General features: G+C 40.7%; 11 protein-coding genes. 5 read left to right on the top strand and 6 right to left on the bottom strand.

Features of this window, described 5'->3' with window-relative positions; genetic code table 11:
- Positions 1 to 169 precede the first annotated feature (169 nt).
- From ACM0OW_RS22725 to ACM0OW_RS22705, 5 genes are all read left to right on the top strand, one after another.
- Positions 170 to 388 carry a hypothetical protein gene (locus tag ACM0OW_RS22725; protein ID WP_414552590.1) on the top strand — a complete coding sequence of 73 codons (219 nt, stop codon included), beginning with the start codon at positions 170 to 172 and terminating at the stop codon, positions 386 to 388.
- Complete coding sequence (locus ACM0OW_RS22720; protein ID WP_414552589.1) at positions 385 to 636, top strand: hypothetical protein; 252 nt, start codon at positions 385 to 387, stop codon at positions 634 to 636. The genes ACM0OW_RS22725 and ACM0OW_RS22720 overlap by 4 nt, the downstream gene beginning before the upstream one ends.
- Before the next feature lie 101 nt (positions 637 to 737).
- A complete protein-coding gene (locus tag ACM0OW_RS22715; protein ID WP_414552587.1) occupies positions 738 to 938 on the top strand; it encodes a hypothetical protein in 201 nt (66 codons plus the stop codon).
- The gene (locus ACM0OW_RS22710; RefSeq protein WP_414552586.1) at positions 931 to 1,173 is read left to right on the top strand and encodes a hypothetical protein; all 243 of its coding nucleotides are present in this window, start codon (positions 931 to 933) and stop codon (positions 1,171 to 1,173) included. Before ACM0OW_RS22715 ends, ACM0OW_RS22710 begins: the two co-directional genes overlap by 8 nt.
- A 565-nt stretch (positions 1,174 to 1,738) precedes the next feature.
- Positions 1,739 to 5,665, top strand: a complete 3,927-nt coding sequence (locus tag ACM0OW_RS22705; protein WP_414552585.1) for a plasmid replication protein, CyRepA1 family — start codon at positions 1,739 to 1,741, stop codon at positions 5,663 to 5,665.
- Here the strand turns inward: ACM0OW_RS22705 and ACM0OW_RS22700 are convergent.
- From ACM0OW_RS22700 to ACM0OW_RS22675, 6 genes are all read right to left on the bottom strand, one after another.
- Complete coding sequence (locus ACM0OW_RS22700) at positions 5,662 to 5,802, bottom strand: hypothetical protein (RefSeq protein ID WP_414552583.1); 141 nt, start codon at positions 5,800 to 5,802, stop codon at positions 5,662 to 5,664. The genes ACM0OW_RS22705 and ACM0OW_RS22700 overlap by 4 nt on opposite strands.
- A 124-nt stretch (positions 5,803 to 5,926) precedes the next feature.
- Positions 5,927 to 7,417, bottom strand: coding sequence for an N-6 DNA methylase (locus ACM0OW_RS22695; protein ID WP_414552582.1), 1,491 nt, complete (start codon positions 7,415 to 7,417; stop codon positions 5,927 to 5,929).
- 45 nt (positions 7,418 to 7,462) lie between these two features.
- The gene (locus ACM0OW_RS22690; RefSeq protein ID WP_414552580.1) at positions 7,463 to 7,690 is read right to left on the bottom strand and encodes a hypothetical protein; all 228 of its coding nucleotides are present in this window, start codon (positions 7,688 to 7,690) and stop codon (positions 7,463 to 7,465) included.
- On the bottom strand, positions 7,650 to 8,219 hold the full coding sequence (locus tag ACM0OW_RS22685; RefSeq protein WP_414552578.1) for a zeta toxin family protein: 570 nt from the start codon (positions 8,217 to 8,219) through the stop codon (positions 7,650 to 7,652). The genes ACM0OW_RS22690 and ACM0OW_RS22685 overlap by 41 nt, the downstream gene beginning before the upstream one ends.
- Positions 8,219 to 9,790 carry a restriction endonuclease subunit S gene (locus ACM0OW_RS22680; protein ID WP_414552576.1) on the bottom strand — a complete coding sequence of 524 codons (1,572 nt, stop codon included), beginning with the start codon at positions 9,788 to 9,790 and terminating at the stop codon, positions 8,219 to 8,221. Before ACM0OW_RS22680 ends, ACM0OW_RS22685 begins: the two co-directional genes overlap by 1 nt.
- 228 nt (positions 9,791 to 10,018) lie before the next feature.
- Complete coding sequence (locus ACM0OW_RS22675) at positions 10,019 to 12,745, bottom strand: DEAD/DEAH box helicase family protein (protein WP_414552575.1); 2,727 nt, start codon at positions 12,743 to 12,745, stop codon at positions 10,019 to 10,021.
- Positions 12,746 to 12,926: the final 181 nt, after the last annotated feature.

Here is a 12,926-nt window from a genome sequence, read left to right as displayed (position 1 = left end):
CAAAATCGCCTTGTTTGCAGTTTGAAGCGTTTATGTTTGCAGTTCGCTACAATTAGCATTTGATTGCTTATGCTGCTAATATAGTTGATGGCTGTTGAAGCTGTCAACAATTACTTTAAGGCTGTAGCAGTAAATAAGTCTAAAAACCTGACAGCGTAACGCTTAAGCTATGCTTAAGAGAGTTCAACACGCTATTGAAGTTTCTATGGGACAAACTAAAAAAGCAAAAATTATGTTTACGTGCAGCCATGAAACTAAGGCTGATTTAACTGAATGGTCACAGGAGGAGCGACGGACATTATCAAATCTTGTGGAAGGGATAGTTGTAGAAGCGCTCAAGCAGAAGCAAGAAAATCAAATTGATCACAATCAGGAGAAATCAGCATGACAAATGACACCCGATTTGATGACATCTACACACGGTTAAATGACTTAACTCAGGATGTAACCAATCTCAAAATACAGTCTGGGACTATAGGAACTTCTCAAACTGCCATAGCTACAACTTTAACTCTGGCAACTGGTTTGGCTTCTGACATGAGAGAAGTTAAAGCAGACGTTCGCCAAATAAAATCTGACATGAGAAATCTTGAAGCCAGCATAAGTGAAATTTTGCGTTTGTTACGCAGTCAATAAGCAAGCAAAACCAGTGTGCGATAGCGCGGAGCGCTGTGCCGGAGGCGATCGCCAATTACTGAAAAATTTACTGTAGTAAAGGAGAAACAAGATCAACTTACATGACCGAAAATGACGATATAAAACGTTCTAAACGAAAATTTGACCCAGTTACAGAGACCAGAGATTGGTCTGTAGCTGCATCTGAGGAGTATTGCAAGCGGATAGCCAAAAACACGGGGCGGCGATTAGTAGAAATAATTGATACAGAGGATGAACCTTTACCAATAGTTTGTATTTTTGAGGATTACAAAAATGACTGAAACAGCGACTTTAATACCCCTAACTACATTTATTCCAATTTTCACAGCGATTAGCGATCGCAATTGGTTACGGTTCAAAGAACTGGAATTAGAGTTTGCCGATAATTACGGCGTAGAAACTTGGGCAGATGTTTTTAATTTTCGGGTTATGCCAGCGTTAGAACCCGAAGCTAAGAGATGGCTGCTAATTCAAAAATGCAGTCAAGGAATAAAATCTGTCAAAGTTCTGGAGTGAAACACTATGACAGACACCCCAGAACATTACAACGTGGCTTAGACAAATCAAATCCCCAAGCGTATCGTTTACAAGTGGGAAAACGGAGAGCGTTATACAAGGACTCAGGGTGGTTGGAAGCCATTGTAAACTTTTGTAAAATCAGTTTTCCCGCTTTTAGTACGCTTAATTTTTAGGTGATTTTCTATGCAACAATATACGTGTCAGACAAGAAAAAAAATCTGATAACAGGAGTCCTTAGTTTTTGGGATTGCTTGTGAAGCGAGAACCCGGCAATGCTGTAAAGCAAAGCCAACCAAGGTCTGATTACCAGACTTTCAAAATAAACTATTAAAATTTCTCTCTTCATCATATCAGCTATATCAGATCATTAAAGGTATTTTCTGATTTCCCTACCAAAAAACTAAGGATTCCTAAACCCGTAATAGCAAAGGAATCCTCAACAGATGACTGATTTTAATAAAATTGATTCTTATGGGTCTATTTTAAATCATAAATCAAGCAAAAGCAACCTCCCAGTCCCCTATACAGCTAATTTTGAAGCATTAAAGGGAGGTTTGGCATAATGACCAAACTAATCCCCACTTCAAAAAATAATCCTTGTCCATCTTGCGGCGATACTCAAGGAAGATGCCGTCACCATTCAGATGGTGAGATTATACTTTGCATGAGTGCCAATAGTGGCCGCAAAGGCGATATAGTAGAAAACGGCTATAAAATCATTGGCTTCGAGAAAGGTGGCTTGTGGGCGATTCTCAAGTTAGACAATTCTCAGGAGTGGTCAGAGGAACGACGGCGGGAATGGGAAGACAAGAAAGAAGCTGCAAAATTAGCATCTGCTAGAGAAGAGGCAGAGAAGAAAGAAAGATGTCTAGACGCTCCAACCCGTCACGGTCTTTACTCCAAAATTCTTAATTCTTTACAATTAGACATCCCCACAATTGAAGGACTAAAAGCCCGTGGGTTTACTCCAGAGGAGATTGCCGATTGTGGGTTTAAGCCAGTGGAACGCTACCATAGGCTAGGATTTTCTATTGATTCCAGATTGCCGGGAATTGGTGCGGATCGCAGATCATTGATTGTTAGCAACGACGGCTATCTCTGCCCACTGCGGGACTACGACGGCAATATTGTAGCAATGCAGCTGCGGCTAAATCATGCAGCTGATGGCGGTCGCTATAGATGGGTGAGCAGTCCGGCTCAAACATTAGCAGTTCAGATTGGGGATGTCTTAGAAAATCCCCTAGCAGTATTTAAGCCAGAGAAGCCAGAAGGAATTGCATTAGCTGAAGGAACTGGTGTAAAACCTTATTTAACATCTAGGCGATTAAATCAAATTGTCATTGGTGCAGCTGGCGGACAGTTTGCTAGTAGCCCCAAACTATTAAAGGAATATTTGAGCCGTGCTAGTCAGGATGTAGACAGCAAAGATGTCATTATCTACCCTGATGCTGGCGATGTTCAAAACAAAGCGGTTAGCAAGCGATGGCAGGAAGTAGCCAGCTTAATTTCTGGCTTTGGGTATAATATCAAATTTGCTTGGTGGGGTCAAACTACTAAAGAACACAATGATATTGATGAACTGAATGATTATAGCCAGTTGCAATTTATCAGCATTGATGAATTTAAAAAATTAATTCATCCTTCACTTCCAGTACAAAAGCAAAAACCCGTAACCGAAGCGGGACAAGCCCCCCCGCAGTGGCATGACAAAGTTGTAGCAGTTCAGAAAAAACTGCATACTCTCACCTATAAGCCAGATATTCTCATCTCAGGCGATGAAAAATATCTTCCCAAGGATTTGATTCATAAAATTCCTGCTAAGGGGATTGTACTATTACCTGCCCCCAAAGGTGCGGGTAAGTCAGTTACAATCAATGCCTTAAAAAAATTACGTTGCGGCGGTTATTGGGAGGAAATTGTCAAGCCCCCATCTCAGTTGTCATTGGTCAATGTTGAGCCGGAAATCGAGAAAGTTTACCGCGAAAAAACAGGGGTAAAATTCATCTCAATCACTGCAAGAATAGCGCTAGGTAGGGCGCAAGCTATCGAATGGGACATTACCTGGATTGAAGATGGCGACCTGACTAAATCCGAACAATACGACTATGAAGGTGAACTACTCCAAACTGCCACGTTTTTAGAAACTGCGGAGGGCATTGGTTTATGTTGGGATAGTCTATCAAAATTGTTTGACAGGGATTGGTCTAACTCAATTGTTGTCATTGATGAAATTGAGTTAGGTTTGTCTCACGTTGCTACATCATCAACCTGCAAGGATAGACGATCCAAAATTTTATCAACACTGGAAACCAAGCTTAAAGAATGTCTTGATGGCAATGGTTTAGTTATTGGTGCTGATGCCGATTTAACCGATATTTCTTACGATTATTTATCTGCAATTTGTCCTGGACATAAGCCGTTTATTATCAAAAAAGATTACATTAGACCCGATGCTGATAAGTGGGATATTACCTTTTATTCTGGCAAAAGAGATGAGATAATTTCTCAGATTGAAGACTGGTTAAGCGATAAAGATTGTGAACCCATTACGGTTGCAACAGATAACCAAGCGGAAGCGGAAGCGTTAGCAAACCATCTGATTAAAAAATACCCACACTTAGCAGCAAATCATAATGGGTTAATTCGGATTGATTCTAAAGTAACTCAATCGGATTTTGGGAAAAGCTTTGTTAAACGTGCGAATGAAAAAATCAAAGCACATCAGCCCAAAATATTAATTTATACCCCATCATTAGGGGTTGGCTGTTCGCTGGATCTTCCATACTTCAAATATGTTTATGGGATGTTTTTTGGCAACCTTGAACCGTCACAATGTCGCCAAATGTTAGCACGGGTAAGGCAACCAGTACCCAGAATTATTTGGTGTGCTGAAAGGGGAAAAGTTGCAAACGGCGATGATTTTAATTCATTCATGCCAGAAGCTATTAAGAAGCAAATATTTAATTATAATGACTTAACCACGCAAGTAATTGATATGGCTCTGTACCTTGCAAAACAGCAAGCTGAGGGCGATAGCGACGCGGAAATATTACCCAAGCTAATTGAAAATTTACAATCAATGATGGGGTCAAGTGGTAGCTGGGATAATCCCCATATAGACCTATTTTGCAAATTAAAAGCCCGTCGTAACTTTTCATTAAGTCAACTATCATTGCAGTTGCGCCAAGAGCTAATTGATGAGGGGCATATCATCAATGATTATGCCATTGAAGGCAAAACCAATGCTGGGGACTGCGTGACGGAGGAGAAGACAGAGATTAAGCTTAATAAAGCCTTGATGACCTCTAAAGCTGATGATATTCCTCTGGAATTAGCTAAGGAACTTAACCGCAAGCCCAACCCCACAGATGAGGAGCAACACCAAGTTAGTAAAGCATTTTTAAAGGATGAATTGCCAGAGGTTGATTTAACTCCCGACTTCATTTATAAGGCAATTTATAAGGATAATCGCAGATGGTTAAATAGCGTTAAGTTATTTTGGATGACTCAGAATGTTGATGCAACTAAGGAAGCTGATAGAAAGCATTGGAAGTACAAATTAAAACAATTCTGTGATGGTGTGGCATACTTGCCAGATATACGGACTTATAGCGCCAAGGTAGAAGCAATTAATAGCATTAATTTGTTTGAAGCTATCCCACTGGATGACTTTGAAACTGAATATTATAATGATTCTGAGGTTTTGAAAGAGTGGTTCAAAAAATCAGTTCTACCTCACAGGAAGTTACTCAAAAATGCTTTTAACATATCCGTAAATAAAGATACCCAAGTTATTAAATTCATCAATCAAATGCTCAGTAAAGTAGGGATAAAGCTAAAGCAATCTCGGAAATGTGACGGAATTAAATATTATTCTCTTGATGCGGAACTGGCGACCGATGCCGATAGAGCGGAAGTATTGCGATCGCTAAACCTAAAACGCGAGATGCAATTAGCCGCAGTAGTTGAACCCACACCAGAATTACTTGCCCAACCCATACCCGCACCCATGCCAGCGCCATTCATCGCTGATCCTGATTTGATTGCTCCATTGGTGGCGGAGCAAATGCTGAAATTATCAACCAGAGAGGAATTTAAGGAGTTGGCAGAAACTATCACGCCACAACAAAAAGCGGCTGCATGGAAGCTGATTTCTATTGAGCAAAGGCGACAAATTCAAGGATTATTCAGGGAGGATATTCAGAAACCCGAAACTGTGCCAGTTTCATCTCTGGAGTTAGAGCTACCGCCAACTGACCCCACTACCCTACTTCATCGCGTGGAAATGCTTCGCTCTGGTATTAAGCAGGGCATAGACGCGATTAAAAATATCCTCAAACCTTGGAATGAGATTTGGCGATGGGAGGCGGTTCTGGAATGGGAAGCGATCTCTGTGGATGAATTGCTGAAAGTCGAGGATACAGTACCGGGATTTTACCATCTGTTATCTGAAGCGGTCTTACCTATGGAAGAGGTTATGTTTTCCTAGCGATCGCGTACCCGCCCGCCGTAGGCGATAGCGCGGAGCGCACCTGGAGGAGGCAATCGCGTGGACAGAGTGCGATGGGCAAAGCCCCGCCAGAGGCGATCGCATTTGACTTTTTTGAGTAGGACAAAATCGGACAAAATGAGTACAAAATGAGTACAGCCAGGACAGGGAAAAAACTAACTGAGGTCATCGACTTAGCCGCATTGGTTCCTGATGGGGTAGATGTGGTTTGATTCTTCACAGCGCGGTTTTTGTCCAGTTTCACACTTGACATTTAACCTCTACCTCTGTTTTACCCTCTAAATTGTCAGTTATCCCTTGGAACAGTTCCAAAGCTGCACCTAAGTCCTCTGCAATTTCCAAAGCTAAAATATCCGGTGCAGGTAAATTATCTGAATCCTCTAAACTGTCATCCTTCAGCCAGAAGATATCTAAACTGACCTTATCCCGTTGCATCAGTTCCTCATAGCTAAAAGCTCTAAATCGCTCATTTTCTTGGCGTTCCTGGCGATTGTCAGCATTAAATGACTGAATGAAATCTTGCAGACTTTCATAACGCAGGGTGTTAGTTTTTAGAGTAAAATGTTGGTTAGTCCTAAAATCGTAAATCCAAAGCTTCTCAGTCCAAGGGGTAGCACTAGCGGGTTTACGGTCAAAGAATAAAACATTAGCTTTCACACCTTGGGCGTAAAATATCCCTGTAGGCAGTCTTAGCAATGTATGAACATCGCATTCATGCAGTAATTTTCTGCGGATAGTTTCCCCAGCACCACCTTCAAAAAGAACATTATCAGGGACAACTACCGCAGCTTTACCATTGATTTGCAGCAGAGTTTTAACGTGCTGGAGAAAGTTTAGCTGTTTGTTGGAAGTGGTAGCCCAAAAATCATCCCGGCGATAGGAAACTTTTTCTTTATCGGCTTTACCTTCTTCGTTGAAAACAGTGATACTGCTTTTTTTACCAAAGGGCGGGTTAGTTAAGATTAATTCAAAGCGATCGCCTGAATCAGACATTAAGCTATCCTTAGCCTCAACCGGACTATCATCACCAGCAATCCCATGTAGATAAAGATTCATTGCACACAAGCGCACCACCCCATCAGCAACATCAGCACCCTTAAAGGTTTTATTGTTGAGAAAATGCCTTTGGTCTTTATCCAGCTTGTAGTTATTTTTAATGAAGTTATAAGCAACCAAGAAAAAACCACCTGTACCACAAGCGGGGTCACAAATGCGCTGTCCTAGTTGGGGTTGCATGACTTCGACAATGGCTTGAATTAATGCCCTGGGGGTAAAATATTGACCTGCACCCCCTTTGACATCTTCGGCGTTCTTTTGCAACAGTCCTTCGTAAATTTCCCCTTTGATATCAATATCTAAACCAATCCAAGTTTCTGAATTGATCAGTTCTACCAGTCGTTTTAATTTAGCAGGGTCTTGAATTTTATTTTGAGATTTGCGGAAGATAACGCCCAAAAGTCCTTTTTCTTTACCCAGGTTTTCTAAGGTGTGGCGATATTGGATTTCTAAAGCATCCCCATCTTGTGACCGCAAAGCTTCCCAACTGTATTCGGTGGGAATGGTGGAACGTTTACCCAAAGGTGGGGGAAGTTGGTTTTGTTCTTCCACCATTTTTAGGAACAGCAAATAGGTAAGCTGTTCTACATAGTCGTTGTAGCTAACGCCATCATCTCGGAGGACGTTGCAATAATTCCAGAGTTTTTGGACGATGGTTGAGGATTCGTTAGCCATTAGTTAAAATTAAGATTGTTGAATCTCGTTTTGTTAAGCCTGAATTTACTCAATAGATAATTCAGTTGAGTCGAGAGGGGGAATTTGTTCAGGGGTTAAAGTCACAACTTGTCCATCTTGCCAAATGCTAATAGATTCTCCTAATTTGCGGTGTTTTTCTATAGCTTTAGCAACAGCAGCTTTAACGCCAGCATCAATTTTTTGATGGATTTCTGTTAGGGGAATTTGCGTTTTATTCACTGATTGTAATTTGATTCCAGGTTTCGAGTTCATAGATAATCGCCTCCTGATTGATATCTGATGCAGCCACTAATAGAGGTTCTGACCCAGAATTATCATAGATGATCCAAGTATCGCACAGAGGTAAATACAAGTTAATTAGGTTTGTGCGTCCGCGTTCGTAGCGACGGCGAATAGTATCTTCAGGGATGTTGTGACCGCCACTTTCTACCCGTCTGTGTACCCGTGCGATCGCTAATTCGGGACTTTGTAACCAAAAGTAAATTAAGTTGATAATATAACCTTTGTCTTTACATTCTCTCAAAAATCGGGCAAAGTTACGAGCCGCTAAAGTTGTTTCAAAGGCAAAATCAGCTTCAGCATTCACCAGAGTTTCTAGTCTTTCTAACATTAATCGTCCGGCTTGAATAGCTACAGATTCCGGGTTAAAAGGAGAAAGTCCGGCTGCTATTTCATCGGCGTTAACATATTCAAATACTTCTAGGAAGTAGGGAAGGATTTGCAGGGCGGTGGTAGTTTTACCAGAACCGTTTGCACCCCCGATAATGTATAAGTTGGGCATTAATCTAATGGTAATGCTAATTGTGCGGCTGATTTGGGCTGAGATTTGGTCTTTTTCTTGGTTTTGGTTGTTACCTGTTGAGCTTTTTCGGCTTTGATACGTTCTAAGAGTTTTTCGGCGGGTTCGTCGGTGGGGTCTTGGGGGACAAGTTGACCTGTAAAGGCTTGTTTTAATATGCTTTGGCGGAGCTTTTCAGCACGTTTGATGTTGGTATCTACGGTTTTTTCGAGTTGGTCAATTATAGATAGATTTTTATGCACCTCTAAAATAATTAATTCTTGTTCAGTCAGTGAAAACAAAGGCACAGGAGTCTGATTTAAAGTTTCCAGATTAATTCCTGTATACGCTATACCTTTAGTTCGACTGAAAAGCCAGTTTTGAATATTAATTGAAGCTAATATGATTGCATAGCAACCTGACAATATTTCTTTAGAAGGTGCAATCATAGCTACTTCTCTGGAAATATTATATCCAGCACAATTATCTGACACTGATATGATTCCGCCTAATGTCCCTCGTATTGTAATTAAAATTTCTCCACCTTTAAGAATTGTCCTCTGGTACTGATTAGATAATTCTGGTTCTATCTTTTTAATACCATTTAAGTCTAATTTTAAATGCCTGACATTACTAGAACGTAGAGTAGGAACTCCTGATTCTATATGTTCACCTAATTTAATAACACCGTAAGTAATACTTCTTAGTGAATCACTTAATTCCTCTAAACTAGCCCAACACCACCCATCAGGTAACTCAGGTAAATCAGAGGTATCAGGTGAAATGGGTTCTTTATATTTCAGCTTCCAACTATCATCCTTGGGAGTTTTCCCCTGTGCTTGCATTTTCGCCAATTGTTCAGCTTCCCACTTCTCCCGACGCTGCTTGAGGATGCGTTCAAGTAACACTGATGCGGGTTCTAATTCCCCTTGATGTGCTGTGCGCCATTCCTTAGTTAAATTTCCTTCGACTGCGGCTTTTAGCACCGCCTGACGGTAGCGTTTTAATTTGGCTTTTACCTTTTTAAGTAACTCTACCCCTGCATCAAGTTGGGTGAATAGTTCCTCAATTTTGGCAACAATGCGATATTGTTCAGGGAGTGGGGGAAGGGGTAAAATCATTATTCTTAAGTCACGGATATTCACATGAGGTGATGTTGTTCCTGTGACTTTTGGTTTCCACTGATTCTCAAATGCTGGCGATGTTAAAGCCCACAAATAATAAGTTGATGTAATGCACTTTGAAGGGCGAAACATCATCATTCTTTGTCCCAAACAAAGCTCTATATTATTGGGTACAACTACAGATGTTCCTATAGTGCCTTCTCTTGCAAATAATATATCTCCTGCTTGGGGAACTAATCGCTGAGTTCTTTCTTTATAAGTTTGTTCAGAAACATAACGAACTTTATTAAAAAGTATTTTTCCTGGTGCAATACAAGTTGTATCTATACAATATTTGCCTGTAGTTAAAAATTTAGGCGTACTATGTAAACAATCAATAATGTTTTCAGTAATTTCATCTAAACTTGCCCATACCCAACCATCTGGTAACTCATATAAATCTTCACCCATTACGAAGTTAACACCCCATTCAACACATTTAAAATACCGCTTAAATCATACATTAATCATTAAAAATCAAATAAAACAACCTCAGAAAAAACCCCTAATACACAGAACTAAAAGACCTCCTTCCCTCTTACTTTGCGACTTTGCGCCTAACGCACTTCGTGCTAGAGCTTACAGCACGCTACGCGAACGCTTCGCTGATGCGCGAAATAAAAAACATAATTCCATAAATCAAGCAGCCAACACCTCATTCAACTCATCTAAAACACCCATCAAATCATTCCCAAACAACTGATAACCCTGAAACGCTTCTTGAGGCATTTCCTGTAAATCTTCCGCCTCAATTCTCACACTGGTAATAATATATGCCTTAATCTTCTCCAACCACACCACCTGCTGAGAACTAAACCCCCTTCCTGCTACCCATTGCTGAAACTTTTCCTCAACCGATACCGAGAAAGGTTCTAAAACCTCAGTTTCTCCCATTGCAAAGCGTACCAGAGAAATGATATCAGTCAACAACTTCTGCACCCCCGCACCCCGCACCTTATCCGCTTCCAGTTGCCCGTAAGCTTGCCATAACCTTTCAGGAGTCAAATTCCGGGGGGGACGTGACAGGGCATTTGCTAACTGCTTAATCTGCTCATAAGTAAATTGTCGCTGTCCGTAGGGTTGATTATAAAGGATAGACAGTGCCGTAATTTCATCCTTATTTTCCTGAATAAACTGCCGAAAACTCTCCACCGTCCCCCGTGCCTTATCCCTAGCTGTGGTATCAAAACCCGCCTGTAACACCACATCCTGACTGACATTATCAATAATTTGCTCATTTTTAGTTTTCAATTCTTTGAGCAAATCTCGAAAATGATAATTATCAAAAGGTAGACAAGCTTGATTAATTAATATTTCTGCTACTTGCTGCTGTTGTTCTACCGTTGGGGATAAAGTATTAAACTGCTGCTGTGCTTGGGTAATTTGTCTATCTAAATCCAAAGCATCGAGTAAATCTCTAGTAATCTGTTGGATAGACTTACCCTCAGCAACGGTTTGTAATTCCTGACGTTCATCATCATTCAGTTGCTTTTCTAACTTTACCAACCTGCCTGCCAAAGACAACAGCGTGTCCTCATCTCGCACATCTGCGGCCACATCTTGCAGTAATTTATGAAAAGGTATACTACGTTTCCTCTCCAACGGACGGGAATCAGTTTTATCTGACTCACACACCCCCACAACATCAATAATAATAAATTGTTCTTTAACTTGAGCATCAGGGGTTGCAGTTTGTAAATCGGTTTGGTTAATTGTGCGGGTTCCCCTGCCTTTCATCTGCTCAAAATAAATTCGTGATTTCACATCCCGCATAAATATTAAACATTCCAGAGGTTTTATATCCGTTCCCGTAGAAATCATATCCACTGTCACCACAATCCGGGGGTTAAAAGAATTACGGAAACTGGCAATTAAATCTTCTGTTTTTTCTCCAGTGGTGCGGTAGGTAATCTTTTTACAAAACTCATTCCCCTTGCCAAATTCTTCCCGCACAATTCGCACAATATCTTCAGCGTGAGAATCATCTTTAGCAAAAATCAAAGTTTTCGGGACGTGGTTTCTATCTGGGAATATCTCGGTAAATAATCGCTGTTTAAAGGTACGAATTACCGTGCGAATTTGGTCAATTGCCACAACAGAACGGTCTAATTCTCTCCCCCCATAGCTGAATTGTTCATCTAATTGCTGCCAACGCACTGCACGGGTTTGACGATTGCGTGTATCAACATAAAACCCTGATTGAATAGTGCTACCCTGTTCAGTAATTTGGGTGCGAATGCGGTAAACTTCATACCCCACATTTACCCCATCAGCTACCGCCCGTTCATGGGGATATTCCATCACCAAATTCTGATTAAAAAAACCAAATGTTTGCAGAGATGGAGTAGCAGTTAAGCCAATCAGAAAAGCATCAAAATATTCTAAAACTTGTCGCCACACATTATAAATTGAACGGTGACATTCATCAGTAATAATAAAATCAAAAGTTTCTAAGGGAATTTTTGAGTTATAAACTACATCCTTAGTTTGTTGGTTTTCCTGTTCTCCACCAAACAAAGATGCTTGCTCATTTTCTGCCTCAAATTCAGCTTCCCCCCGCAACATGGAATAAAGTCGCTGAATTGTGGTAATACAAACTTTGTTCACTGGGTCTATGGTATTGGAAGTCAACAACTGCACATTATAAAGTTCTGTAAACTTCCTCCCATCATCAGGGGTGACATACTGTTTAAACTCTTTTTCGGTTTGTTCTCCTAAGTTCTTTCTATCCACCAAAAATAAAATTCGTTTCGCCCCGGCTATTTTAATCAGCCAATAAATAAAACTCACAGATGTGTAGGTTTTACCAACCCCCGTCGCCATTTGAATTAAGGCTCTAGGGCGATTTTGTTTGAGAGAATCAAATAACCCGGCAATGGCTTCTTTTTGACATTCCCGTAAATCCTCTGTGTCAATTTCCGGTAACAATTGCAACCGTCCTCTGAGGGTGTCAGATTGTCCTAACCATGCTTGTAATGTTTCTGGCTTGTGGAAACTAAACACCTTTCTAGAACAAAAATCAGGGTCACGGTTATCTGTAAAACAGGTTTCTACCCCTGTGCTTTCGTAGAGGAAGGGTAAAGGTTTGCGGTGACAGTTTAATTTTGGGGGAAGCTGAAATGAATATTTATCAGATTGATTTTCTACACCACTGAGAGTTGTACCTACTTTTTTCGCTTCAATCACACCCGCAGCTTTGCGGTTAATAATTAGCAGGTAATCAGCAAACCCTGACTTAAGGGGATATTCCCGCACAGCAATACCCAAAGCCGCACTGAGATTGATTTGTTTATAGTCTTGAATAATCCAACCTGCATCGGTGAGTAGTTGGTCAATTTTGACTCTGGCTTGTTCCTCTGGGGTCATGACTGATTTATTATGCGGGTATATAAATTGTCATGCCTTTTGAGGTAAAAATACAAGTGATATTAAAGGCAATGCGGTTACAGCTAGAAAAAAAGAGGGATAAAATTAGCGATCGCTTTGCCGGCTAACTTTGTCCAGTTTCACACTTGACATTTTATGATTGTCAAGTGTGAAACTGGAC

Origin of the sequence: Anabaena sp. CCY 0017 (genome assembly GCF_963920885.1) — a bacterium.
Taxonomy (GTDB): Bacteria; Cyanobacteriota; Cyanobacteriia; order Cyanobacteriales; family Nostocaceae; genus Nodularia.
Note: the sequence above shows the minus strand (reverse complement) of the source record. Positions and strands in the feature narration are given on the sequence as shown.